General features: G+C 69.1%; 22 protein-coding genes. 9 read left to right on the top strand and 13 right to left on the bottom strand.

All coding sequences use genetic code 11. The features are described from left to right. Nucleotides 1–236: 236 nt before the first annotated feature. Nucleotides 237–668, top strand: a complete 432-nt coding sequence (locus BFF94_RS06785; RefSeq protein WP_128845335.1) for a CBS domain-containing protein — start codon at nucleotides 237–239, stop codon at nucleotides 666–668. A gap of 59 nt (nucleotides 669–727) precedes the next feature. Further along, entirely contained in the window at nucleotides 728–1,225 is a 498-nt protein-coding gene (locus tag BFF94_RS06780; RefSeq protein WP_128845333.1) for a PRC-barrel domain-containing protein, read from the top strand. Between the two features lie 42 nt (nucleotides 1,226–1,267). Here the strand turns inward: BFF94_RS06780 and BFF94_RS06775 are convergent, their stop codons facing one another. Both BFF94_RS06775 and BFF94_RS06770 read right to left on the bottom strand, forming a co-directional pair. Continuing rightward, entirely contained in the window at nucleotides 1,268–1,891 is a 624-nt protein-coding gene (locus BFF94_RS06775; RefSeq protein WP_219139135.1) for a DUF4142 domain-containing protein, read from the bottom strand. Nucleotides 1,892–1,928: 37 nt separating this feature from the next. Further along, nucleotides 1,929–3,920: a hybrid sensor histidine kinase/response regulator gene (locus BFF94_RS06770; RefSeq protein ID WP_219139134.1), complete on the bottom strand. Its 1,992-nt coding sequence runs from the start codon at nucleotides 3,918–3,920 to the stop codon at nucleotides 1,929–1,931. A gap of 377 nt (nucleotides 3,921–4,297) precedes the next feature. On the opposite strand from BFF94_RS06770, the gene BFF94_RS06765 reads away from it, so the two are divergent. After that, a complete protein-coding gene (locus tag BFF94_RS06765) occupies nucleotides 4,298–5,335 on the top strand; it encodes a sigma-54 interaction domain-containing protein (protein ID WP_128843304.1) in 1,038 nt (345 codons plus the stop codon). A 30-nt stretch (nucleotides 5,336–5,365) separates the two neighbouring features. Here the strand turns inward: BFF94_RS06765 and BFF94_RS06760 are convergent, their stop codons facing one another. Both BFF94_RS06760 and BFF94_RS06755 read right to left on the bottom strand, forming a co-directional pair. Beyond that, nucleotides 5,366–7,165: a methyl-accepting chemotaxis protein gene (locus BFF94_RS06760; RefSeq protein ID WP_219139133.1), complete on the bottom strand. Its 1,800-nt coding sequence runs from the start codon at nucleotides 7,163–7,165 to the stop codon at nucleotides 5,366–5,368. A 326-nt stretch (nucleotides 7,166–7,491) separates the two neighbouring features. Continuing rightward, nucleotides 7,492–7,746, bottom strand: a complete 255-nt coding sequence (locus tag BFF94_RS06755; protein WP_128843305.1) for a DUF3562 domain-containing protein — start codon at nucleotides 7,744–7,746, stop codon at nucleotides 7,492–7,494. Nucleotides 7,747–8,309: 563 nt separating this feature from the next. Here BFF94_RS06755 and BFF94_RS06750 point away from each other — a divergent pair. Beyond that, nucleotides 8,310–8,750 carry a hypothetical protein gene (locus BFF94_RS06750; protein WP_128843306.1) on the top strand — a complete coding sequence of 147 codons (441 nt, stop codon included), beginning with the start codon at nucleotides 8,310–8,312 and terminating at the stop codon, nucleotides 8,748–8,750. A gap of 535 nt (nucleotides 8,751–9,285) precedes the next feature. Here BFF94_RS06750 and BFF94_RS06745 read toward each other — a convergent pair. From BFF94_RS06745 to BFF94_RS06725, 5 genes are all read right to left on the bottom strand, one after another. Beyond that, nucleotides 9,286–10,221 carry a universal stress protein gene (locus BFF94_RS06745; RefSeq protein WP_219139132.1) on the bottom strand — a complete coding sequence of 312 codons (936 nt, stop codon included), beginning with the start codon at nucleotides 10,219–10,221 and terminating at the stop codon, nucleotides 9,286–9,288. A gap of 200 nt (nucleotides 10,222–10,421) precedes the next feature. Then, on the bottom strand, nucleotides 10,422–11,804 hold the full coding sequence (locus BFF94_RS06740) for an amino acid permease (RefSeq protein ID WP_128843307.1): 1,383 nt from the start codon (nucleotides 11,802–11,804) through the stop codon (nucleotides 10,422–10,424). A gap of 443 nt (nucleotides 11,805–12,247) precedes the next feature. After that, on the bottom strand, nucleotides 12,248–13,273 hold the full coding sequence (locus tag BFF94_RS06735; protein ID WP_128843308.1) for a DedA family protein/thiosulfate sulfurtransferase GlpE: 1,026 nt from the start codon (nucleotides 13,271–13,273) through the stop codon (nucleotides 12,248–12,250). A gap of 187 nt (nucleotides 13,274–13,460) precedes the next feature. Next, the gene (locus tag BFF94_RS06730) at nucleotides 13,461–13,967 is read right to left on the bottom strand and encodes a cupin domain-containing protein (protein WP_219139131.1); all 507 of its coding nucleotides are present in this window, start codon (nucleotides 13,965–13,967) and stop codon (nucleotides 13,461–13,463) included. 365 nt (nucleotides 13,968–14,332) lie between these two features. Then, complete coding sequence (locus BFF94_RS06725; protein ID WP_219139130.1) at nucleotides 14,333–14,803, bottom strand: universal stress protein; 471 nt, start codon at nucleotides 14,801–14,803, stop codon at nucleotides 14,333–14,335. Nucleotides 14,804–15,120: 317 nt separating this feature from the next. Here BFF94_RS06725 and BFF94_RS06720 point away from each other — a divergent pair, with 317 nt between their 5' ends. Both BFF94_RS06720 and BFF94_RS06715 read left to right on the top strand, forming a co-directional pair. Continuing rightward, nucleotides 15,121–17,235 carry a PAS domain S-box protein gene (locus BFF94_RS06720; RefSeq protein WP_219139129.1) on the top strand — a complete coding sequence of 705 codons (2,115 nt, stop codon included), beginning with the start codon at nucleotides 15,121–15,123 and terminating at the stop codon, nucleotides 17,233–17,235. Beyond that, on the top strand, nucleotides 17,232–17,879 hold the full coding sequence (locus tag BFF94_RS06715; protein ID WP_006483707.1) for a response regulator: 648 nt from the start codon (nucleotides 17,232–17,234) through the stop codon (nucleotides 17,877–17,879). The genes BFF94_RS06720 and BFF94_RS06715 overlap by 4 nt, the downstream gene beginning before the upstream one ends. A 325-nt stretch (nucleotides 17,880–18,204) precedes the next feature. Here the strand turns inward: BFF94_RS06715 and BFF94_RS06710 are convergent, their stop codons facing one another. Continuing rightward, nucleotides 18,205–18,609, bottom strand: a complete 405-nt coding sequence (locus BFF94_RS06710) for a lysozyme inhibitor LprI family protein (protein ID WP_128842564.1) — start codon at nucleotides 18,607–18,609, stop codon at nucleotides 18,205–18,207. Between the two features lie 328 nt (nucleotides 18,610–18,937). Here BFF94_RS06710 and BFF94_RS06705 point away from each other — a divergent pair, with 328 nt between their 5' ends. From BFF94_RS06705 to BFF94_RS06695, 3 genes are read left to right on the top strand one after another with little or no spacing between them, the layout of a single operon-like run. After that, a complete protein-coding gene (locus tag BFF94_RS06705) occupies nucleotides 18,938–19,540 on the top strand; it encodes a DUF1326 domain-containing protein (protein ID WP_128842563.1) in 603 nt (200 codons plus the stop codon). Nucleotides 19,541–19,563: 23 nt separating this feature from the next. Next, nucleotides 19,564–20,352, top strand: coding sequence for a DUF2182 domain-containing protein (locus tag BFF94_RS06700; RefSeq protein ID WP_219139128.1), 789 nt, complete (start codon nucleotides 19,564–19,566; stop codon nucleotides 20,350–20,352). 8 nt (nucleotides 20,353–20,360) lie between these two features. Next, nucleotides 20,361–21,254 carry a DMT family transporter gene (locus BFF94_RS06695; protein ID WP_219139127.1) on the top strand — a complete coding sequence of 298 codons (894 nt, stop codon included), beginning with the start codon at nucleotides 20,361–20,363 and terminating at the stop codon, nucleotides 21,252–21,254. A gap of 126 nt (nucleotides 21,255–21,380) precedes the next feature. Here BFF94_RS06695 and BFF94_RS06690 read toward each other — a convergent pair whose 3' ends face one another. From BFF94_RS06690 to BFF94_RS06680, 3 genes are all read right to left on the bottom strand, one after another. Beyond that, nucleotides 21,381–21,713: a DUF4148 domain-containing protein gene (locus tag BFF94_RS06690; protein WP_128842561.1), complete on the bottom strand. Its 333-nt coding sequence runs from the start codon at nucleotides 21,711–21,713 to the stop codon at nucleotides 21,381–21,383. A 224-nt stretch (nucleotides 21,714–21,937) separates the two neighbouring features. Continuing rightward, nucleotides 21,938–22,813 (bottom strand): PilZ domain-containing protein, encoded by an 876-nt coding sequence (locus BFF94_RS06685; protein WP_219139126.1) that lies wholly within the window; start codon nucleotides 22,811–22,813, stop codon nucleotides 21,938–21,940. A gap of 79 nt (nucleotides 22,814–22,892) precedes the next feature. Continuing rightward, entirely contained in the window at nucleotides 22,893–25,475 is a 2,583-nt protein-coding gene (locus BFF94_RS06680; protein WP_128842559.1) for a penicillin-binding protein 1A, read from the bottom strand. Nucleotides 25,476–25,526: the final 51 nt, after the last annotated feature.

Here is a 25,526-nt window from a genome sequence, read left to right as displayed (position 1 = left end):
CGCCGCCGGCGTCGCCGCGCTGGCGGCCATCGAGAGCGCAGTCGTGCTCGCGATCGTCGCGATGACGGGCATCGGCCACTGACTTCCCGCACCGCCGGTTCGCGGCTGCCGCCGTGGAAGATGTACAAGCGGGCTGGCAAATTTCTCCGTCGCCCGGCCGTCGAGGCCCGGCGTGTACGGCGTGCCCGCGGCACGCCACCTGCTTCTGAACCGTTTCGCTCACGAAGGAGGCGTTCATGTATCGCGTCAACGAGATCATGTCGCGCGACGTGGTGTGCGTCGCGCCGACCGACACGATTCGCCATGCGGCCGAACTGATGCAGCGCTTCGATATCGGCGTGCTGCCCGTTTGCGACGGCACCGAGCTCGTCGCGATCGTGACCGACCGCGACCTGGCGGTACGCGGGCTGTCGCACGGCCATTCGTCCGATACGCCGGTGCTGGCGGTCGCGTCCACGCCGGTGCAGTGGTGCGTCGAGGACGACGGTGTCGGCGACGTCCAGCAGCGGATGGCCGACGTGCAGCTGCATCGCTTGCCGGTGCTCGACCGCGGCATGCGGCTGGTCGGCATCGTGTCGCTCGGCGACATCGCGACGCGCGCGGGCGGCCCCGAGCGCGACGAGCTCGCCAATACGCTCGAGGACGTGTCGCTGCCGCGCCGGCGTTGACCGGCGCCCGCGCATTCCGCGCGGGCCGCCCGGGTGCCGCTTCGACCAGGAGGTTTTCGATGACAACGGACAGACCGTCGCGCGACGACGCGCGCATTGTCGGCGACAACCGCCGCACGGCCGGCGGCGGGCCGGGGCCCGACGTGATGGCCGCCCGCACGCTCGAAGGCGATCGCGTGCTGACGATGGACGGCGACGACATCGGCAAGGTCACGGACATCATGCTCGACGTGCGTTCCGGCCGGATCGCGTACGCGGTCGTGTCGTCGGGCGGTTTGCTCGGGATCGGCGACAAGCTGCTCGCGGTGCCGTGGAACGTGCTCGTGCTCGATGTCGAGCGCAAATGCTTCGTGCTGCCCGTCGACACCCGGCGCGTGCGCGAAGCGCCCGGCTTCGACAAGGGGCGCTGGCCGGCAATGGCCGACCCGGACTGGGCCGAGGCGCTGCATGCGTACTACGGCAGTTCGCCGTACTGGCTGATCGAGGAAGGCGAAACGGCGCTCGACGCGCCGCCGTACGAGGCATCGCCGGGCGGCCCCGAGGACGGCAAGCGGTAGCGCCGCCGAAGCCAGCCGGTTGCGATGCAGGTCAGTGCGAGGTCAGTGCGCGGCTGCCACCGTTCGCGCGAGTTGCCGCGCGGCGGCCAGATGCGCGTTCAGCGTCGCCAGCGTGCCGGCCGCGAACGCACGGAGCTGCGGGTCTCGGCCATCGCGCGCCTCGGCTTCGTAGAGCCGGATCGCCTCCTCGTGCGTGCGCGGGCCTACCAGCGCAACATAGGCCGTGTCGAACGCGTGCCCCTCCTTCGTTCGCAATGCCGTCACCGCCGGATCGACCAGCATCCGCGTCTGGACCGGCACGCCCTTTTGCGTGCCAAGCTGCCGCAATTCGCCGGCGATGCGGCCGTGATCGTCGAGCATCCGGCGCGCGAACGCCTTCACGGCCGGGTTCGAAGAACGATCGAGCGCGAGCTGGCTGGCCTGCCGTTCCACCTTGCCGATCATGCCGGCCTTGTCGACGAACTCGGCGTCGATGCCGGTCGGACGCTGCGTCATGCCGGCCTCGTCGGCAGTCGTGCCGGGGCGGACGATGCCCGGCGCGACCTGAGTCGACGAAGCGGGCGGCGCCTGCGCATGCGAGAGCGCGAACGCCAGTGCGCCAGCGGCGGCGGCCGACAGGAATACCGCCGGCCGGCGCCCGTACCGGTTCATTCGAATCGTTGTCATCCGGGCCTCCGTGTATCGCGACGGAGCGGGCCGGCCGCTACCGGTCGTGCCCTTTGTGATGCGTACCGTCCGGCGCGACGTCGGCGATCACGCTCGCCAGCGTCGGCATGTCGACCGGCTTGCACAGATACGCGTCGAAGCCGGCCGCCATCACGCGGTGCCGGTCGGCGTTGCCGGCATGCGCGGTAACGGCAACGACAGGCAGGTGCCCGCCGCCGGCCGGCAAATGCCGGATGCGGTCGAGCAGCCAGAAGCCGTCGCCGTCCGGCATCGCGAGATCCGACAGCACGACGCTCGGCGGATGCCGCTCCAATGCGTCAAACGCGTCGTGGCCGGATTGCGCGGTCGATACCTGCGCGCCCATCGTTTCGAGCGCCGCGGCGAGGCTGGCGCGCGATGTGGCGTCGTCGTCGACGACGAGCACGCGCTGGCCGTCGAGCGTCCCCGCGTCCGATGTGTCCGTCGTTCGCGCCAGGTTCTCGGCCGGATCGTCAGTGTCCCAGCCGGCCGGCAGCGTGATCGTCACGGTCGTCCCGCGTCCGGCGCCCGCGCTCGTCGCGGCGACGTCGCCGCCGTGCAGCTGCGCGATGTTGCGCACGATCGACAGGCCGAGCCCGAGGCCGCGCTTCGGCGACGCGAACGCGCCTTCGGGCCGGCTGAAGATCTCGAACAGGTGCGGCAGGTATTCCGGCGCAATGCCTTGCCCCGTGTCGGCGACCGACAGCCGCACGCGCTCGCCCGCGCGCGTCAGCGACACGTTGATCCGCCCGCCCGGCGGCGTGAACTTGATCGCGTTCGACAGCAGGTTCGACAGGACCTGGCGCAAGCGTTCGTCGTCGGCCTGAATCACGCAACTCGGCATCGCGTACTCCGTCGACATCTCGAGCCCGTTCGCCTGCGCCGTCGCGTCAAGTTCGCGCACGGCGTCGCGCACGACCCGCACGAGATCGACCGGCACGCGTTCGAGGCGAAGCCGGCCCGTCGCGAGCGACGACGCGTCGAGCAGGTCGGCGACCATGTGCGACAGCGACCGCGCGCTGCGGTCGATCGCGTCGACTGCCTGTGCCGCGAGCTCATGCCCGTCGACGTTGCGCAGCACCTCGACCCAGCCGTAGATCACGTTCAGCGGCGTGCGCAGTTCGTGCGACACCGTGGCCAGCAGCTCGTCCTTCAGCCGGTTCGACGTGTCGGCCTGCACACGCGCGTCGCGCGCGCCGCGCAGCGAGCGCAGGTCGCGCCGCTCGTCGCGGCGGCGTTCGCGCGCTTCGCGCAGCGTCATTGACAGGCCCATGCAGTTGCCCTGCGCATCGACGATCGGCGACGCGGCGAAGGTCGCCCGAAAACGGGCGCCGTCGCGGCGCACGCACAGCACGTCGAGCGGCCCGACCGGCGCGCGCTGGTTCGCGAACGATGCGGGCACCGGATGGCGTCGCAACCAGCGCGGCGCGATCATCGCGACGACGTCGCGCCCGGCGGCCTGCGCCGCGTCGATCCCGAAGATCCGCCGCGCGGCCGGGTTCCAGCTCGTGATCCGCCGCCCGGCATCGACCCCGACGATCGCATCGGGCGAAGCGTCGACCACCCGGCGCAGCAGGCCGTCGTCAGGCACGTCCGGCAGGCGCGCGGCAGGCGCCGGCTCGCGATGCGGCGAGCGCGCGTCGGCGTCGCCTTCGTCGTCGGGTTCGCGCAGGCGGTCGTTCGCGAGCAGCGGCTTCACGGCCATCACGAGCACGCACTCGACGAAGCTGATCGCGACGAACGCGCCGGCCTGCGCGAGCAGCGTGGCGAGCGGCGCATCGCGCCACCACAACGTGCCGATCACGGCCACGCTCGCGGCGGTCGCGGCCAGGCCGCCGCCGAACGACGTCAGCCACGCGGCAGCCGCAACGCCTGCATAGAAAGGCAGCGGCGCAAACGGCGCGTGCTCGCCGACGGCCCGAATCGCCCACGCCTGCAGCGCGGACGCCAGCCCGACGGCCAGCACGACCCATGCGCCCTGCCGTAGCACCTCACGGGTCAGAGTTTTCATTGCATCCTTGCCTCGCGCCGGCTTCCGCCATGCGGCGTCGCGCCGCTTTGCGGCCATCCTGCCTGCCGTCGAGCGTGCCGGGCGAGCGTGGACGCGTCCGCAAACCACGTGCCCGACGCGGGCATGAATCGGTGTTCGGGCAGAAGATGGCCGGACGGCGTGTGGGGCGGGCGGTCTATCGCATCGCAACCGGCCCGGCACCGGGTCGATGCCGCCGTTTGCCGCGGCGGAATACGGCAGCGATCGGCTTTTTCATCGGTTTCTGTAAAAAAGCACCGATATGGCGCGCGGAAAGACCGATGAAGTAAGGCTTCCGCCCTCGCCGCGTACATTGGAAATTCCTATTCCGCGGCACCTTCACGGCCGTTTCGCTGTCGATGATAAATATTGCAACGAACGGAACGCGTGATGCCGATTTTCAAAACGGCCCGCTGATGCCGATGGGTGAAACCGCAAACCGGTCGAAGCAGCGTGCAGACGACCGCCGGCTGTCCGGCCGGTCCTCTGCGATGCGCACGCTGCTCGGCCGCATCGAGAAAATCGCGCCGACCCGCGCCAGCGTGATGATTGCCGGCGAAAGCGGGGTCGGCAAGGATATCGTCGCGCGCCGGCTGCACGATCTCAGTGCGCGGCGGGACGGCCCGTTCGTGCCCGTGAACTGCGGCGCGATTCCGCCCGATATCGCCGAATCGCAACTGTTCGGGCACGAGAAAGGCAGCTTCACCGGTGCGATCGCGCAGCGGGAAGGCTTCTTCGAAGCCGCGCGCGGCGGCACGCTGCTGCTCGACGAGATTGCGGAAATGCCCGCGTCGCTGCAGGTGAAGCTGCTGCGGGCGATCGAGTCGAATGCGATCGTGCGGGTGGGCGGCACCGAGCCGATTCCGCTCGACGTGCGCATCGTGTCGGCCACGCGCCACAACCCGGCCGAGGCCGTGCGCGACGGCCGGCTGCGCGAGGACCTGTTCTACCGCCTCGCCGCGTTCGCGCTGTACGTGCCGCCGCTGCGCCAGCGCGACGGCGACGTCGAGACGATCGCGCAGGAATTCGTCGCGTCGCTCAACGCGCGGCACTGCTCGCACAAGCGGCTGACCGATGCTGCGATCGCGGCGCTGCGCGCGTATTCGTGGCCCGGCAACGTACGCGAGCTGCACAACACGATCGAGCGCGCGTACATCCTGTCGGACGAAGGCATCGACGTCGCGCTGCCGAAGCAGGCAATGCCGCCTGAGCGCATGTCGGACAACGCGATGGCGCTGCCGCTCGGCGCGACGCTGCACCATACGCAGCAGCGCTTCATCGCGGCGACGCTGCGCTACTTCGACGGCGACAAGCCGCGCGCGGCGAAGGCGCTCGGGATCAGCCTGAAGACGCTCTACAACCGGCTCGCGCTGATGCGCGACAGCGGCCGCTCGTGAGCGGCGCGGCCGCACCTCCGCGGGGCTCGGTTACGCCACCTTGAATCGCCCAACCGTCGTCGCCAGCGCGTTCGCCTGCGACTGCAGCGCGGTCGCGGCGGCGGTCGACTGTTCGACGAGCGCCGCGTTCTGCTGCACCATTTCGTCGAGCTGCGTGACCGCGCGATTCACTTCCTGGATGCCGCGCGTCTGCTCGTTCGCCGCGTGCGTGATCTCGGAGATGATGGTCGTCACGTTCGACACGTTGGAGACGATCTCACGCATCGTGTCGCCGGCCTGGCGCACCTGCCCGGACCCGGCCGACACGCTCGCGACCGTCGATTCGACCAGCACCTTCACTTCGCGCGCGGCCTGTGCGCTGCGTTGCGCGAGGCTGCGCACTTCCTGCGCGACGACCGCGAAGCCGCGGCCCTGCTCGCCCGCGCGCGCTGCTTCGACGGCCGCGTTCAGCGCGAGGATGTTGGTCTGGAACGCGATCCCGTCGATCACGCCGATGATGTCGCCGATCCGGCCCGACGCTTCCTCGATCTTCTCCATCGTCGCGACGACGTCCGACACGACCACGCCGCCGTGTGACGCGATCCGCGACGCAGCCGCCGCGCGCTCGTCGGCCTGGCCGGCCGCCGCGGCCGACTGGCCGACGGTCGCGGTGATCTCTTCCATCGATGCGGCCGTTTCCTCGAGGCTCGCCGCCGCCGATTCGGTGCGCGACGACAGGTCCTGGTTGCCCGCCGCGATCTCGTTCGCGGCCGTGCGCACCGATTCGCTCGCGTCGCGGATCTCGCGCATCACATCATTCAGCTTGTCGACGAAGCTGTTGAACGAGCGCGCGATGTCGGCGACTTCGTCGCGGCCGTCGGCCGGCAGGCGCTGCGTCAGGTCGCCGGCACCCGAGCCGATCGCGGCCATCGCCTGGCGCACCTGCGACAGGCGGCGGAACGCGGTCGCGGTGATCGCGCCGATGATCAGCGACGCGATGCCGACGATCACGACCAGCGTGATCAGCGACGCGGTCAGCAGCGAGCGCATCCCGGCCGTCGCTTCGGACTTGTCGAGCAGCACCAGCGCATACCAGTCGGTGCCCGGCACGGGCCGCGCGCGCACCAGCTTCGCGTCGCCGCCGACGCTCACCTCGACCGGCGCGTTTGCCGCCGCGACCGTCGCGGCGCTCATCGCGCCGAGCTCGGGCGATACGTCGGCAACCGGCTTCAGCGTGAGCTTCGAGTCCGGATGCGCGACGATGTGGCCGCTGCTGTCGATCAACATCCCGAAGCTCGCGGGCGTCGGGCGGATCGACTTCACGTTCGCGATCACGCTGTCCATCGCGACGTCCGCGGCGACGACGCCCTTCAGCGCGCCGTCGCGCAGGATCGGCACCGCGAACGTGACGACGAGGTTGCCCGTGCCGGCGTCGACGTAAGGCGGCGTGACGACCGGCTTGCCGGCCTGCGCGGCCTGCTTGTACCACGGGCGGCCGGTCGGGTCGTAGTCGGGCGGGATGCCGGTCGGGTCGGAGAAGCGGAACGCCTTGTCGGCATAGCCCGCGTAGACGTTCGTGAAGCCGCCGGCCGCGGCCATCTGCTTGAACACCGGCAGCGGATCGGGCGTCAGCGCGGCATCCTGCAGCGACGCGATCATCCGGCTGCGGGTGGCGACCCAGTCGGCGATCCCGACCACGTGGCCGCTCGCGACGGAGGTCAGGTTGCGGTCGATCGCGTCGTCGTTGTACGAGCGGGCGATGAAGTAGTTGATCAGCGTCGTGGCGACGAGCGCGAATACGACGATGGCGACGCACGCGGCGAGGATGCGGGCGCGGATGGACGAGAGCATGGCAACGACTCGGTAAGGGAGCGCGAACGCCCGGTGGACGATTTCACCGGGTAAACGGCAAATCGCGCCGCTTACTTGAGGCCGTCGTGACAATTCAGTGAACTGTATGACGAACGAATGCGGTAACTGTCGGCAGATCGTCAGGATGGCCGCGCCCGACCAGCGCCCGCGCGCTCGCCTTCGGGCGCGGCCATGCGGGAATCACCGGGCGTTGCGGGGCGCCCGGCTCGCCGTCGACCGCATGCATGAATGTCGATCGGGGCCGGGTCGTGGCCCGGTGAGACGGATCGGGTAACGTCCGCCGCGTCAGCCGCGGCGTTTGCCCGTCACAGGCGATGGCTCGGGCGCGGATCGGCTTCCGTGGACGCCGTCCCGGCCCGCGTGTCGCTGTCGAGGGCGTCTCGCTGGCGCATCCGTTCGCGCAGATGCCGGATCGCGAACACGTGGATGTAGTCGTGCACGCGCGCGCCGGACGACAGCACGCGCACTTCGTCGTCGAGCATTGCACGCAACTGATCCGCGTCGATCGCGCGTTGTTCGGCAGCTTCCTTGAGTGAATCGAGCATATTGTCCTTGGACATCGACGAACTCCTGACGGTCGAGGAACGAAAAAGATGACGGTACTGGAAGCTTAAACACTGGACGGCCGCGCGGCGTGCGATGCGCCGGCGCGTATTTGCGCGCGATCAACGGCACGTTGCGTGCCGCCGTGCCGATCCGTCCCCGGACCGGCCGCGCTTGGGCTCGCGGCGCAAACTGCCCGCGAACGAGACTGGAAGCCCTGCCACGCCACCCCGGGCGCGGCACAGGCGACGGGCGAACGATGGAACGCCGCGCGACGCCGATGCAGTGGCCAACTTAGACCGTCCAAAATCATGCGTCAAGCGACGCCCGCCACGCGCTGTCCATTCGTCGGAACGAACGCGCCGGATCGCCGCCGAACCGGCGGATCGGCCGATCGGCCGCCACGCGTGTCAGCGGATTCCGATACGGGCCGCGCAATCCCTGACAGAGACTTCAGCGCGCGCCGCTTGGCAGCGCGCTATCGCCATACGATACTGGTGACATGGACGAAACGTTCATACCGGTCATCGCTCAGCCGGCCATCGAGCCGGCATGCGGGATCTGGCGCAGGAGACCAACCATGACACATCGCAACTTTCCGGGCCGGGACGGCAGATGCCAGCGGCGCGCGTCGGACAACGCACGCGCCCTGCCCGCCCAGGCCGTATCGGCCGGCAACCGCCCGTCCGACAATCTCGATGCCTTGCTTGCGCTCGCACGCGAGGCCGGGCTGCTCGTCATGCTCGACGGGCAGATCGGCCGCGAAAAGTACCAGAGCGTCGCGGGGTCGGTTCTCGCGCTGCAACGGTTCGCCGCGGCACTCTGCGCGCGGGCCGCGCCCGACGCGCCGGCCGTTGCGGAACCACGCCGCAAGGCGCGCCCCGGCTGGCCGCACGCGAACCGTCTGCGCAACCGCACGTGCAGCGCGTGTGCGCCGCTGCATGTCGTGCGCCAACACCCGCATGTACGCCGCGGTGCGGGCCACCGGCACGACCTGAGGTCGATTCTTCGCGCCACCTGAACGCGCAGGCAGCCGGTACGGCACGGGGCGTGCCACGGCTGCGCACCGCGCAACCTTTGCAGCGCCTGCCGCGTGCCGGGCAGGTACGGCAGCGGCGCGCATGCGGTAACCCTCGCCGATCCGCATCGGCGCCATCACGCAACATTACGCGCCGTTCCATACGGCAGCATCGACAACGATTCCTGCGGGGAAAGAAATCCAGACGGGGCCAATAACGCGAACGCGGAAAGCGGACGGGGTGACGCTCACCCCGCCCGTCCTCCAAGGCAGCCGTCGGCTGCCTACCCTCGTGCCGGAGAGTTCCAGGTCGGATGGCGCGCCACCACCCGGTACATGCGGCGCGGCTCCCGAAAATGATGTGACGGCAGATCGCAGCCATTGGCAGGCCGTTCGTTGCCTGCGCTCAACCCGACTGTCGTCGCGCATGCACGACCGACCGGCTGCGTCGCCGGATGTTCCGTCAATGTCTCACGCGATGCGCGCCCCGTTTCTGATGCAGGTCAATTCAAACCCGCTTCGATCGCGACAGCGCGCTTCACTCGGCTCCGCGCACGAGCAGCACGGGCACCTGCGCGAGGTGCGCGACGCGGCGCGCGACGCTGCCGATCAGCCAGGCGGCGATGCCGCGCCGGCCGTGCGTGCCGACCACCAGCAGTTCGGCCCGCCAGTGCACGGCGTCGCGCATCAGCGCATGGGCCACGTCGTCGCTCGTCGCGCGGGTTTCGACGACGCTGCGCTTGGACGGGTTCCCGGTCGCATGGAACAGCGGGCCGATCTTCGCCAGCGCATCCTCGCCTTCCGCGCGATACGCATCCTCGAGTGCGCGCACCGGCACGATATCGGTCAGACGAACCGCGCGATCGATCACGTACGCCGCGTACAGCAACGTCGTCGGCGCCGCGAAGCCGAGCCCGACGCGCGCCGCGTGCAGCGACGGCTCGCTGCCGTCGACCGCGAACATCAGACGCTGCAGCATGCCGTCCGACGGCCGCGCATAGTCGGCCGGCACGATCAGCAGCGCGCAGCGCGCGCGCGTCGTCAGCGTGTCCGACATCGCGCCTTCGACGAGCCGCAGCAGCCCGTGATGCGGATTCGCGCCGACCACCAGCGCGTCCGCGCGCCACGCCGCCGTGTCGTTCACCAGCGCATCGGCGACCGTGCCGCCCGTCACCGACGTATCAACGATGGCCTGCTCGACCTCGATGCCGGTGCCGGCGAACAGCGCCTCGATCCGCGCGTTGACGGCTTGCGCTTCGCGCATCATGTCCTCGCGCGCGGACGTCAGCAGCGCGTCGATGCGCGGGATGTCGGGCAATACGAGGCGCGGGTTGTCGATTGCGCAGACAATGCGCAATCGCATGCCCGGACGCAGCAGCGTGCGCGCGTAGCGTGCGGCGGACAGCGATTCGGGCGTCAGATCGACGGCCAGCGCGATCCGCTCGAGCGTCGGGATGGACTGGGCAGGCTGCATGACGAAGACCTCCGTGCGTACGCGTCGTCGCGGAACGGCGACGGAAGCTTCGCGCGGAAGCGGCGCGCGGCGGCCGCCGCGGTCGCAGGGATCGGCGGGTAGCCACGCGAAACTCGGACAAGCGATTCGTTCAGCATAGGTCGTCCAGCCCGCGCGCGCATGATCGCGATCAACGATCGCCCAGCGCCTGCCCGTGCCGCTTACGACTTCGTCGGCACCGATGCCGCCGGCCGGTTCGCGTAGAACAGCGCATACGCGATGCCGAGCAGCACGATCCACACCGGCCCGATCACGAGTGCGACGCGCGTATCGGGCGTGAACGCCATCAGCACCACGACCAGCGCGAGAAATCCGAGCGCGACGAACGAACCGAGCGGATAGAACGGTACGCGGATCGGCAGGCGCGCGATCTGGTCGGCCGACAGCGTGCGGCGAAAGCGCATCTGCGCGATCAGGATCACGCCCCACGTCCAGATCGCGCCGAACGTCGACACCGACGTGAGCCACGTGAACACGTGCTGTGGCGCGAGATAGTTCAGCAGCACGCCGATCAGCAGCAGCGCGACCGATACGATCACGCCGTACACCGGCACCCCGTTGCGGTTCACGCGGCCGAGCTTGCTCGGCGCCTGGCCCTGCTGCGCGAGGTTGTAGAGCATCCGCGCGGTGCTGAACAGGCCGCTGTTGCACGACGACAGCGCCGCGGTCAGCACGACGAAGTTGATGATGCCGGCGGCGGCCGGGATGCCGAGCCGCGAGAACGTCATCACGAACGGGCTGCCCTGCGTGCCGATCTGGTCCCACGGATAGAGCGACATGATCACGAACAGCGCGCCGATGTAGAAGATCAGCACGCGCCAGAACACCGAGTTCACGGCCTTCGTCAGCGACTTCTCCGGGTTGCGCGCCTCGCCGGCCGTGAGGCCGAGCATCTCGACGCCGAGATACGCGAACATCACGATCGGCAGCGCGGCGATCACGCCGTCGATGCCGTTCGGCATGAAGCCGCCGTGCGCCCACAGGTTCGAGATGCCGGTCGCGACACCGCCGTTGCCGATGCCGAACGCGATCATCAGCCCGCCGCCGATGATCATCAGCACGATCGTGACGATCTTGATCAGCGCGAACCAGAACTCGAATTCGCCGTACAGCTTGACCGCGATGAAGTTCACCGAACCCATCGCCGTGAGCGCCGCGAGCGCCCAGATCCAGTTCGGCACGTCGGGGAACCACATATGCATGTAGACGCCAACCGCCGTGATTTCCGCCATGCAGGTGACGATCCACACGAACCAGTAGGTCCAGCCGGTCAGATAGCCGGCGAGCGGGCCGAGATAGTCGCGTGCGTAGCGGCTGAACGCGCCGGACACCGGATTGGTGATCGCCATCTCGCCGAGTGCGCGCATGATCAGGAAGATCGCGATGCCGCCCAGCAGGTAGGTCAGCAGGATCGCCGGGCCGGCCGTGCGGATCGCGGTGGCCGAGCCGAGGAACAGTCCGACGCCGATCGTCGCGCCGAGCGCCATCAGGTTGATGTGCCGTTCTTCCAGCCCGCGGTGCAACTGGTCTTCTTCGTGTTTCAAATCCGTCTCCTGGCAGCCGCGAGCAGGCCGCCGTCATTGTGTCGATGTCAATGCGCGACCGTTCATGCCGATATGGCCTGCCGAAAACGAAATAATCCCTGCTGTCGTTTTCCAAATAAGAAACGACATGGATGCTGCGTCAATCCGATTGGAATCGCCACGGATTATCCGTATTTTCCGGAACAATCCGGAAAACGGATCGGGCCTTTCACGGAATACGCCCGAGCGGCCCGTGGGACGCGGTTGTGCGCGTGACGAGCGGCAACGGAATCAATCGCTTTCGGCGCGAACGAACGCGCGTCGAAGGTGCGCGATCAAGCGCACGCAATATGAAGGCGGGATTATATGGATGATCAGAGGTTTCACGCCAGCCGATTTTCTAAAAAATCGCGATGCGTGAAACCGGTGGTGGAATTCAAATGCGCGCGGCGGTGCGCGCGCATTTATTTCGACAACGTCGCGCGCACCGTATATTCGCCTTCGAGCGCACCATGTTCGGGACGCACGAAATAGCGCGACGCATCGAGATCGGCCGGCATCGGCTCGACCGGATAACCGTGTTTCTCCCACGCATCGAGCCCGCCCTTCAGCGCCCGGATGTTGTGGATCATCTTCTTGCGCTGCATCTTCGCGATGAGACGCTTCGCGGTCGCCTCGTTCGGGCACACGCAATAGACGACGATCGGCCGTTTCAGCATTTCCGGGTCGAGCAGGTCCGGCGAATCGAGATCGACCGGCACCGCGCCCGCGATCCGGTACGGTTCGCGCTCGCGGATCGCGCGCGGCCGCGCGTCGAAGATCAGCGGCGGCTCGTCCGACGTCATCATCTCGACGAGCTGCGGCGGCGAGATGCGCACCTGCGCGAGATAGCGGCGGAACTGCACACGGCGCACCCAGCGGTACAGCAGGAACGTGATGAAGATCGCGAGGAACGCGTCGAGAATCGTGCCGCCGCTCGCGCGCACCCACAGCACGAACTGGACGATCTGATCGTGAATGGCCGCGCCGCCGATCAGCCAGAATGCGGCCCACAGCGACGCGCCGGCCAGATCCCAGAACAGGAACACGCCGATGCCGATCGCAGTCGTGCCGAGCAGCGGCGCCGACACGAGGCCGAGGCCCGGCAGGAATTTGGAGAGCACCAGCAGCGGCGCACCATATCTTTCGAATACGTTACGCGCGAAGCGCAGCGTCGTGTCGAGCGACAGCGAGAAGCGCACGAGGCCGTTCAGCAGGCGCCGGCCGCGCGTGCGGCCCATGAAGAACCAAAGCGAATCGGCGAGCATCGTCGCGCCGATCGCCGCCGCGAACATGCTGACCCACGACGCCTGCCCCATCGCCGCCATCGTGCCGCCGAGAATCAGCATCGGCACGGCCGGCACCGGCACGCCGAGCTGCGTGATCAACACGCTCGCGAACACGGCCCACGGGCCGAGCGACGATGGAATAGCAATGGGAAAGTGCCACACGGCGGCGCTCCTGGAAGACATGCGGGCCGCGCGACGGGGGCTGTCGGTACGGCTGTGCAGCGACCGCCGCGGCACGTCCGCAGCCGACCCGGTGCATCACCGGCATTCTAAACGGGTTTGGCCGCGATCGCGCTGAACATACGTCGGCGGCGCGGGCTTCGGGCGGCTGCGCGTGCCGTCGGCGCACTCATGCGTCCGGGCGCGGCGCGAGCCGTGCGACGTGCTCCGCGTAGTCGGGAAACGCGGCGGCCAGCGCGGCCGCATCGGCCAGTTCGAATTCCGCGAACTCGAACCCCGGCGCGACCGTGCAGCCGACGAGCGCGACGTGCTCCGGCGACGCGCAGCGCGCGCCGAACCAGCTCCCGGCCGGCACGACCGCCTGGAACACGGTGCCCGGACGCGTGAGCGGGTTGCCGAGCCGATGGATCGTCAGCCCGTCGCGCTCGTCGAGCACCCACACTTCGATCGGATCGCCCGCATAGAAATGCCAGACCTCGTCGGAGCGGATCCGGTGCCACGACGAATACGCGCCGTCGCACAACAGGTAGTAGATCGCGGTCGACGCGGCGCGCGGCGCGCCATCGGCCGGACGCACGACCGACTCGGCCGCGCGGTAGGTTTCACGGAAATAGCCGCCTTCGGGATGCGGCTGCAGGTCGAACTGGCGAATCAGGTCGGTAGCGGAAATCGGCATGGCGGATGACGTCGGTAAGGTAAGGAACCGGGCATCCGGCGCGCGGCCCGCTCATCGCGGATGCGACCGGGTACCGCCGGATGCCGCGGCGTCGATCGCCGCGGCCATGCGCGCGGCGAACAAGCGGACACCGGTCGATGCTGCCAGAACTGCGGGGCGGGATGCAACCGCGGGCGCGCAATCGCGTCCATGCGAGCGCATCCGGAGCGCCGTCGCCGAACGACGCAATGGAAGCGACAGGCGCGCTCACGCGCGATGCGGCGCGCAGCGCGTCGCGCGTGTCATCAGGCAAACATCCGGCGAATGCGCGCGGCAGGCAGGCGCCCGAGCGCGACCGCCCAAGCGTCAGCGTCGCACCGCGTGCGTCACGCGGCCGCCGGCGCGCCCGGCTCGTCGTGCCGCACCAGCAGCACCGGCCGGTCGGCCGCGCGCAGCAGCGATTCCGCGACGCTGCCGAGCAGCAGCCGGCGCAGGCCGTGCCGCCCGCTCGTGCCCATCACGATCAGGTCGGCGTCGGCTTCGGCCGCCGTGCGCATCAGCACTGTCGCGACATCCTCGCCGTACGCGTCGAGCGCGCGCACGGTGCCCGGCACGCGCTGCTGCACGAGCACCGCTTTCGCGTCGTCGAGCACCGGCGTCGCGGCAGCGGTCGCGGCCGCATCGCCGTCGCGCTCGGCCGCGAAGCCCGCATCGACGTCGACGAGCTGCGGCCGATGCTCGACGACATAAGCGCAGGTGACCTCGCCGCCGGACGCCGCCGCGATCCGGATCGCCTCGTTCAGCGCGAGACGCGCGCTCGGGCTGCCGTCGAGCCCGACGAAAATCCGCTTGTACATGGTCCGTCCCTCCGACCGGGCACGCGTCGCGCGTTGCGCGACGGCGGCCCGTTATCGCAAGCCGGCCCGATGCCGGCTTGCCTGCCGAACAGTCTGCTCCACGTGCCGACGCGCCCGTTGACGCGCGTCAAGCGCGGCCGGCACGCCCGCTGCTTCGCGCCGTTAGCCGCAATTTCAGCTGACCCTATTACAAAAAATGTGTAAAACGCGCACAATTTCATCTTGAAAATAGACGTTGCACGCAGCCGGTGCGAGTTTTCCCCGGTTTTGCCGCGCGGCCCGAGTGCCCAGGGCCCGACAACACGAATCGCCATCGAATGACCGCCAGTGGAACCCCGACGCGTGACGCCCAAGGGCCCACGCGCCTCCAGATCATGTTACGCCAGCCGCTCGCGGCCGGCGTCGTTGCGCTATGCGTCGGCGCGGCGCTATCGCTCGGCGTCGCGCTGCTGGTGCGCGAGCAATGGCAAAGCGCCGTCCACACGCGCTTCGAACGCCGCACGACGCACGTGACCGCGATGCTGCGCCACGAGTTGCAGACCGGCGCCGCCGTGCTCGAAAGCGCACGCGGCGCGTTCGGCCTCGTTCCGGCCATGACGCCCGAGCAATGGCGCCGGTATGCGGAGACGCTCGACCTCGACGGCGGCCGCTCGCCGGTCCGGCAGATCGGCTATGTGCCGCTGCCGCCCGCGACGCGCAGCGCCCTCGCCGACGCGAAGCTGATGCCGGGCGGCCCGCTCGCGGCCGCGGCACTCAGCGCGCCCGTCTCGAACTCGCCGGTCGTGCGCTTCGGCGCGTCCGACGCGGCGCCGCTGGCGCGCGCGCTGCAGACCGGCGACATCGCGCTCGGCGTCCACCCGGCCGACGACGATACCTCCCACGACGCACGCACCCTCACGCTGTTCCTGCCCGTGACCGCGTCGCCGCATGCGCCCGCCACGCCGTCCGGCACGCGCGAAGCCGGCGCCGACGGGATGCTGTTCGCGGCGCTGAGCCCGCGGCGCCTGGTCGAGCGCGCGCTCGATGCGGAACGCGGAATCGACCTGTGGATGACCGCCGGCGGCGATCCGCGTGCGATCGTCAGCGCCGAGGCGACGACCGACGAAGCCTCGACGTCGCCCGACCTGATGCGGCGCACCGACGAGCTGAATTTCGGCGGCACCGTGCTGACGCTCGCCTATTCCGCGGACGGCCGCCCGAGCGCGACCGGCGCACAGCGCGCGGCCGGCACCGTGCTCGCCGCGGGACTGATCGCGTCGTTCGCGTTCGCGGTGCTCGTCCATGCGCTGCTGCGCGGCCGTTCCGGCGCCACCGCCGACTCCGGCGCGAGCAGCCGCGGCTTCCTCAACGAGGCGCGGATGATGGGCATCATCCGGTCGTCGATGGAAGCGATCATCACGATCGACGAAAAGCAGACGGTCGTGATCTTCAATCCGATGGCCGAGCAGGTGTTCGGCGTGTCCGCGATGGAGGCGATCGGCGCGCCGCTGTCGCGCTTCATCCCCGAGCGGTTCCGCGCCGCGCACGCGAAGCACGTCGACCAGTTCGGCGTGACGGGCGTATCCGAGCGGCTGATGGGCCGCCAGCGCGTGCTGTTCGGGCTGCGCGCGAGCGGCGAGGAGTTTCCGATCGAGGCATCGATCTCGCAGATCCGCGACGCGTCGGGCAAACTCTATACGGTGATGCTGCGCGACATCACCGAGCGGCTGCGTGCCGAGAACGCGCTGAAGCAGTCGCGCGAGGAGTTGCGCGAACTGTCGGCGAACCTGCAGAACGTGCGCGAGGAAGAAAAGACGCGCATCGCACGCGAACTGCACGACGACCTCGGCCAGCAGCTCACCGCGCTGAAGATGGACCTGTCGGTCGTCGAGCAGCAGTTGCGCGTGCCCGGCCGCGCGCAACCCGACGAAGACTTGCAGTCGCACCTGCTGGGCATGCGGCGGCTGATCGACGCGACGGTCGCATCGGTGCGGCGCATCGCGGCCGACCTGCGGCCGGTGATGCTCGACGATCTCGGCTTGGTGCCCGCGATCGAATGGCTCGCGAACGATTTCACGAACCGCTACGGGATCGATGTCGAGCGTCACATCGAAACGGGCGGCCTCACATTCACCAGCGCGGGTGCGACCACGCTGTTCCGCATCGTCCAGGAAGCGCTGACGAACGTTGCGCGCCATGCGGATGCGACGCGCGTCGCGCTGCGGCTCGACGTCGAGGAAAGCTTCTGCGTGTTGCGCGTCGCGGACAACGGCCGCGGCGCGGCGCCCGGCGGTTCGGCCCACGAGGACAAATCGTTCGGCCTGATCGGCATTCGCGAACGCGCACACATGCTGGGCGGCAGCGTGACGATCGACACCGCGCTCGCGCGCGGTTTCTCGATTACCGTCGCGTTTCCGCTCAGTACCGTCCAACAGGAAACACTTATCTCATGATCAAGGTGCTCATCGCCGACGACCATACGCTCGTACGCGACGGTCTGCGGCACATCCTCCAGAACGCCACCGGATTCGAGGTGGCCGGCGAAGCCTGCGACGGCCCGTCGACGATCGCGCTCGTGCGCGCCACGCCCGCGCAGGTGCTCGTGCTCGACCTGTCGATGCCGGGCCGCAACGGCGTCGAACTGATCAAGCAGATCAAGGACGAGAAGCCCGCGCTGCGCGTACTCGTGCTGACGATGCACGCGGAGCAGCAATACGCGGTGCGTGCGTTCCGCGCGGGCGCGTCGGGCTATCTGACGAAGGAAAGCGCGAGCGCCGAGCTGGTCGGCGCGGTCACGAAGGTGGCGTCGGGCGGCGTCTACGTGAGCCTCGCGATGGCCGAGCAGTTTGCGCAGAGCCTGAACGAGCCGGCCGAGACGCTGCCGCACCAGCGGCTGTCCGACCGCGAATTCGACGTGTTCCGGCGGATCGCCGCCGGCCAGACGCTGACCGAAATCGCGAACGCGCTGTGCGTGAGCGCGAAGACGGTCAGCACCTACAAGACGCGCATCCTCGAAAAGATGCAGATGCCGCACGAAGCGGCGCTGGTGCGTTACGCGATGCGACACAAGCTGCTCGACGAAACGGACGACGTCTAGGGTCTGTTTACCTATGGAACGCACATGCGAATGCCCGAAATCGCTCGTAGGGCAAGAAGTGAGGAGCGCCGTTTGGCCGAGCCAAACAAGCGACGAACGACGCCGCCATACGGGCGATTTCGGGCATTCCCGTGGAATGAATTCTTTAATTTGGGGTTGCCACGAGAACGGCCGCTCGCCGCGTTGCGCTCCTTGCGAATACGTCAGTATTCGCGGCGTCACGCGCCTCGCGAGCGGCCGTTCTCGTGGCAACGCATGTGCGTTCCATAGGTAAACAGACCCTAGCAGCGGATGGCGACGTTGCCGGCCGCGCAGTACCCGGCTTTTACTTGGCGGGCACCGGGCACGCGAGATCGCCTTCCTCGCAGGACAGATAGCCCTTCAGCGTTTCGGTGCGCACTTTGGTCAGATCGTCGAGGCAGGTCGACACGACCATCGGATACGCGCTGCCGCCCTCGGCGTTCGCGCTGGAGAAGTTGCATTCGGCATCGCGGTAGGCGATCCACGCGCGCTGCGTATTCACGAGTTTGTCGGCAAGCGGCCGCGCATCGCGCAGGCGTGCGGTGACGGCCTGGTAGGTCCGGTTCAGCTCCCCGTCGGATTTCTTGTACGCGCGATCGGCACATGCCGCCATCGCCGCCTGATCTGTCGCGTCCGCACAATTCGCCTGCGCATGGGCGACGTTCGCCGCCAGCGTCAGCGAGCACAGCAGACCGGTCAAGACACGCATGGATGCTCCTTGTTGTTCGTTGAAGTTGTGGAACCCGGTGCCGGGCCGATTGCCCGGCCGCGCCTCGGTGCGCGGCGACACCGTCCGCGATGCTAGCGCACGCACGAACGGTTGTCAGCCGGCGTCTTGCATATCGGCTCCGCACGCCTACACTGAAAAATCGATACGCCGTTTCAGGCTCGCGCTATCGCACCCATCCCGCCTTCGCTTCCGCCGCATTCCTCAGCGCATTTCGCGTTCGCGACGCCGATCGGGCGTGACGTCTCGTCAGCCGGTTTCCTCCGCCCAGCACAACGCGCAAGCGCCGTCGCTCACCTTGGAGGGCATCATGAGCTATCACCTGGAAGGCCGTCTGCTCGAGGTCTGCAACTGTCGCGTCCTGTGCCCGTGCTGGATCGGCGAGGATCCGGATTTCGGCGTCTGCGACACCATCGTCGCCTGGCATGTCGACAAGGGCACCGTCGACGGCGTCGACGTCGGCGGCAACACGATCGCCGCGGTGTGCCGCGTGCCGGGCAACATCCTGCAAGGCAACTGGACGGCCGCGATCTACGTCAGCGACACGGCGTCCGACGCGCAGGAGCAGGCGCTGCTCAAGGTCTATACGGGCCAGGCCGGCGGCCCGATCGCCGAGCTCGCGAAACTGATCGGCAAGGTCGTGTCGATCGAGCGCGCCCCCATCACGTTCGATGTCGTCGGCGCCCGCGGCACGCTGTCGATCGGCACCGACTACCACGCGGAACTCGAGCCCTATCTCGGTCCGAGCGGCGCGCAGACGACGCTGACCGACACCGTGTTCTCGACGGTGCCCGGCGCGCCCGTGTTCGTCGGCAAGGCGCCCGTCTATCGGTCGAAGAACGCGGCGATCGGCATCGACGTCGATCTGAAGAATCACAACGCGCTGCAGAGCACGTTCCTGTTCGACGCGTGAATCGCGATCGCGCGTCAACGACCATGGCCGCACGGCTGCACCGGCGCCTGTTTCCACTCGTGCTGGCGAGTCTCGTCGGGTTTGCGTGGATCACGCTGTGGGCGTGGACGCGCAGCCCGTACGGACGCTATCTCGTCCACGGCGACGACGCGTCGTCCTTGCCGTTCAGCACGCTTTGCCGCGCGCTGCCGGGCGGCGCGTTGTGGCTGCCGGCCGCGTTCGACGCGGCCGGCTGGACGCTGATGATCCTCGCGATGATGCTGCCGACGACGCTCTCGCTGTTCGACGCGTTTGCGCGCGTCGTGTCGGGCCGCCCGGACCGGGCGTGGCTGCTCGCGCTCGTCGGCCTCGGCTACGTGGCTGCATGGAGCGGTTTCGGCCTCGTCGCGCACGGCCTGCACGGGCTGCTGCTGGCGGGCGTCGCGCGCGTGCCGGCGCTTGCGTGGCGCGGCTGGCTGATCGGCGCCGGCGTATTCGCGCTCGCCGGCGCGTTTCAGTTCAGCGGGCTGAAGGCGAGCTGTCTCGACCGTTGCCGCACGCCCTTCGGGTTCGTGATCAGCCGTTGGCGCGGCCGCACGCCGATGAGGCACGCGTTTGCGCTGGGCGCGAGTCACGGGCTCTTCTGCGTCGGGTGCTGCTGGGCGCTGATGCTGCTGATGTTCGTCGTCGGCGCCGGCAGTCTCGGCTGGATGCTGGGGCTCGCCGCGCTGATGGCCATCGAAAAGAACGCCGTGTGGGGACGGCAACTCACCGCGCCGCTCGGCGCCGCACTGTTCGGTGCGGCCGTGCTGATCGTCGCCGGCCACGCATGAGGCCCGCGATGCGCCCGCCCGCCTCTGCATTCGCATCGCACGTGCGGCCGGGCGTGCGCGTCGTCGTGCTGACGTCGGTCGCGATGCTTGCATTTGCATCGAATTCGCTGCTGTGCCGGCTTGCCCTGCAGGGCGGTCGAATCGACGCGGCCAGTTTCGGCAGCCTGCGTCTCGTGTCCGGCGCGCTGATGCTCGCGATCGTCGCACGCGCGGGTACGCGACGGCCTGCTCCGCCTGCGGACTGGCCTGCGGCGGCGATGCTGTTCGCGTATGTCGTGTGCTTCTCGTTCGCGTACCTGACCGTCAGCGCCGCCACTGGCGCGCTGATTCTGTTCGGCGCGGTGCAGCTGACGATGTTCGCTGCAGGATGGCGCGCCGGCGAACGGTTCGCCCCCGCGGGCTGGGCCGGCTTCGGCGCCGCGTCAGGCGGGCTGCTGTATCTGGTATCACCGGGGCTGGCCGCGCCGACGCCGACCGGTGCCGCGCTGATGACGGCCGCCGGCGTCGCGTGGGGAATCTACTCGGTACGGGGACGTCGTCCGGCCGATCCGGTCGCCGCGACCGCCGGCAACTTCCTGCGGGCCGCGCCGCTGGCGCTCGCGTTGAGCGTCGCGCTCGCCGCCCGCATTCACCTGACGCCGGCCGGTGTCGCGCTCGCCGTGCTGTCCGGCGCACTGACGTCGGGCATCGGCTACGTGATCTGGTATGCCGCGTTGCGGCACCTGACGGCGATGCGTGCCGCGGCGGTCCAGTTGTCCGTGCCGCCGATCGCCGCGTGCGGCGCCGTGCTGCTTTTGTCGGAACAGCCGACCTGGCGGCTCGCGCTCGCGTCGGCCGCGATCCTCGGCGGTGTCGCGGCCGTGCTCGCGAGCCGTGCCCGCACGGCGGGCGCCGGACCGTAACGCGCCTCGGCCGCCGGGCGCACCTCTGCCCACTCAAGCGCCAGGAAATGAAAAACCCGTGCACGGACGCCGCACACGGGTTTCGGGGAAGCGGCGAAACGGACACCCTCGCGAGTGCCCGCCGGCTTAGTGACCGAAGTACACCGACGAACGATCGGCTGCGGCAGCCGGCGCGACCACGCGCTGGCCCGACTGCGACGTGGCGGCGGCGTTCGCGCCGTAGCCCGTTGCGTCAGCTTGCGCACCGGTGTTCTGCGCGGCGGCGATCTTGGCCTGCGCGGCCTGGATGTTTTCCGGGTAGTTCACCCAGTCGTTCGGGTTGTAGCCGGCCTTTTCGAGCTGGACCAGTTCGGCGCGCACTTGCGCGCGCGTCAGCGGCTGCTGGTTCGATTGGGCGAACGAGACGACCGGTGCGGCCACCAGGGCGGCCAGTGCAACTGCCTTGATCAGCGATTTCATGATGCGTTACCTCCAGGATTGTTTTGTCAGGCGCTTCGGACTCGGGGTCGTTGCGCATGAGTAGAAGTCTAGGAGGCTCGACTATCAGGGTAAATACTTAAATCGCAAATTCACTGTTGACGGAAACCGTACAATTGCAGCGGATTCTGCCGATTCATCAGATGATTATCGGCGTTCGCGCACCGAATACCTCGACACGGCATCGAGCGCGCCCCGGCCGCGCATCAGCGCCGGTAATCGGTATCCGCCAACACCATCAGCCTGTCGAACAGCAGCGCCTTGAGGCGGACCAGGTCGTCGGCGCCGGTTTCGCCGAACGCGGCGTGATGAAGCGTCAGCGCGAGCGCCGCCGGATCGGCATGCACGGCCCGCACCGTGCCGTCGAGCGCCAGCAGCTCGACGCGGTCGCCCGCCGTGTACGGGAGCAGCACGCGCAACGGCTCGCCGGCTGCGGCGATCGGCCGGTCGACGGCAATCGACAGCCCGCTCAGGCTGATGTCGTGCACCATCCCGATGCGTTCCAGGCCCTCCGCCCCGCCCGTGCAGCAGGCCGCGATCCGCACCGGCACGCGCGGCTCCGCGCGCGTGCGCAGCCGGTCGACGAAGCCGGGCGGCGACAGGATCATGAACGGCGCGGCGCCCGACGCCTGCACCGACTCGACCGTCGCGCCGAAACGCGACACCGCGGCACGGCCGATCGCTACGGCTTCGACGTCGTCGCCGCGAGCGAAGTCAAGCCCGGCCCCCGCCTGCGGCTCGAGGAACAGCGCCCCCGACGCGGCGACGCCGATCAGCCGGCAGCGTTGCAACCCGCGTGCCGTGCCGACCCGGCGGCGGATGCCGATCGACGCGCCCGCCGACAATCCCATGCGCGTGGCGGGCGGCACCGCGCCATGCACGTGCGGATCGGCTTCAGCGTCGTCGCGCGGGCGTACAGGCCGGAAATGGTCGAACAGGAAGGCATGCTGCGCGGCATCGCGCAGTGTCGTGCCGGCCGGCAGCAGCGCGGCACCGTCGGCATCGTAGAGATCGAAGCCGAGCGGGACGCCGGCGCAGATGTCGTCGCGCGTGAGCGCGACGTAGTCGGTTGGAAGCCGCATCGGAGTGGCGCGGAACGACCGCGCGGGCTGTCGTGACAACTTGATTACGGCAGCATCGCGCGAAATCTGAACGGCTCCGTTACTGCGAAGCGCCGGTCGCGTCGGGAGCGGCCGGCTCGGGCGGCTGGGCCGGCATGGCGGAGGGTGCGGCGCCGATGCCCGCGCTGTTTCCGTTCGTCGCACTTGCACCCGCCGCCGGCTGCGTGGTCTGCGGTTGCGGTTGCGATGCGCCTGCCGACAGCGCAGCGGCCGACGCGGCCACCTCGGACGCCGGGATCCATTCCTCGACGATACCGCCGGACGCCGCTTCGGGTGCGGATGCGGCCGAAGCGGCCGAGGCCGCTTCTTCATCGGCCTCGGGCGGACGCTCCACACGCGGCGTCCTGACGGACGCCGGCGCTTTTTTCGGCTCCGGCCCGAACCACATGTCGAACAGGTCCGTCACGCGCTCGCTCAGCGACGCGAACCAGCCGGGCGAAGGCTCGGTATCGAATTTCGCCTTCGTATCGACGATCCGGGCACGCTGCGCGCGCTGGAAGAAATCGCCGACGATCGGCAGCGCACTGTGCGCGCCCTGCCCCCAGTAATCGCTGCGCAGCGTCACGCGGCCGTCGTCGAAACCGACCCACGCACCGGCGACGAGACCGGGCTGCATCAGGATGAACCAGCCGTCCGCATTGTCCTGCGTGGTGCCCGTCTTGCCGGCCACGTCGCCGCGGATCCCGAAGCGCGTGCGGATGCTGCCGCCGGTGCCGCGCGTCACGACATCGCGCATCACGCCGAGCAGCGTCTTGTCGGTTTCGGCGTCGAGCGCGCGCTCGGGCGGCGCCGGCGCGTATTCGGCGAGCACGTCGCCCTGGCGGTTCTCGATGCGCGTCACCATCTGCGGTTCGACATACAGCCCGCCGTTCGCGATCGTCGCGTACGACGCGACCATCTCCTTCAGCGTGACCGGGCTCGTGCCGAGCGCAAGCGACGGCACGCGTTCGAGCGGGCTTTCGCGCACGCCCATGTCGCGCGCAAGCCGTGCGACGGCCGCCGGCCCGACCTTCTCCATCACCTGCGCGGTGATCCGGTTGCGCGACAGCGCGACCGCATCGCGCAGCGTCATCGGCTTGCCGGTAGGCGGCGCGTCGTCGTTCGGCCGCCAGATCTCGCCGCCCTTCAACGGAATCTCGACCGGCTGGTCGATGAACGTGTCGTCCGGCTTCATCCCGCCCGCGAACGCGACGCCATAGACGAACGGCTTGAACGTCGAGCCCGGCTGGCGCCGCGCCTGCGCGACGTGATCGAACGGCTCGCTGGTAAAGTCGCGGCTGCCGACCCATGCGCGAATCTGCCCGTCGCGCGGATCGATCGCGAGGAAGCCGGCCTGCACGTCGGTCTTCGTCTTGCACAGCGCGCGCATGAAGCCGCGGTCGGCCGCGAGCATCTTCATCGCGGCCGCGTCGTCCTTGCCGGCGTCCTGCGCGGCCTTGTACTCGGGCGACTCGCGCATGAAGGTACGGAACACCTCGTTGTCGGTGCCGCAGCCGTCGCGGCCGCTCCATGCGTTGTTCGCGATGCCCTGCAGCTGATTGCCCTGCAGCGTGAGCGCCTGCGCCGCCATCTGCTGCAGCCGGGAGTCGATCGTCGTACGCACGATCAGCCCGTCCGAATAGATGTTGTAGTCGTTGCGGTCGGCCCACGCGATCAGCCATTTGCGCAACTGCTGCGCAAAATGCGGCGCCGGCCCCGGCGGCTCCTTCTGCCGCTCGAAATCGACGCGCAGCGGCCGGCGCTGCCATTGCGCGAACTGCGCCGGCGACAGCTTGCCGTACTTCACCATCTGGCCCAGCACCGTGTTGCGCCGCTGCAGTGCACGCTCGGGATTCAGCACCGGGTTGTAGTAACTGTTGCCCTTCAGCATCCCGACGAGCGTCGCGCTGTCGAGCACGTCGAGCTCGTCGGCCGACTTGTCGAAATAGGTGCGCGCGGCCATCTCGACGCCGTACGCGTTGTACAGGAACGGCACCGTGTTCAGGTAGGTCTCGAGGATCTGGTCCTTGCTGTAGACGGCCTCGATCTTCAGCGCGGTGATCGCCTCCTTCAGCTTGCGGGTGAGCGTCGGCGCGCGGCCGATTTCATCCGGATACAGGTTACGCGCGAGCTGCTGCGTGATCGTCGAGCCGCCCTGGCGCTCGCCCGAGAACGTATGGAGCGCGGCCGACGCCGTGCGCTTCCAGTCGAGGCCGTGGTGCTCGTAGAAGCGGTGATCCTCGGTCGCGATCAGTGCGTCGACCATGTGCGGCGAGATCTGCTTGAGCGGCACCCACTCGCGGTTCGACGGCTTGAATTCGGCCAGCAGCTTGCCGTCGGCGGACAGCACCTGCGCAGGCTGGTCGACGCGCGCCTTGCGGATGTCGCCGATGCCCGGCGTGAACGGGATGAGCACGACCACGTACAGCGCGAACAGCGACGGCACGGCGGCGGCCGCGAGCAGCACGCCGCGGCGCGTCGGATGACGGAGATGGTGCCACGCGGCGGCGGCGAGAGGCTTGACCCTCGCGACGGCCGCAGCCGCGACGGGTTGGGCGCGCGCGACCCATCTGGCACAGAAATCACGCACTGACGACACGTTTCGGCGATTCACGCGGGTGGAGCTCGGCTGAAAAGGGTGCATCGTACCAAACTCGCGCGGCCCGCCGGCCCGTGGCGGCGTTGCGCCGCCGTA

The sequence above is a fragment of the Burkholderia catarinensis genome (assembly GCF_001883705.2).
Classification (GTDB): Bacteria; Pseudomonadota; Gammaproteobacteria; order Burkholderiales; family Burkholderiaceae; genus Burkholderia; species Burkholderia catarinensis.
This window is presented reverse-complemented; position numbering and strand designations above follow the sequence as displayed.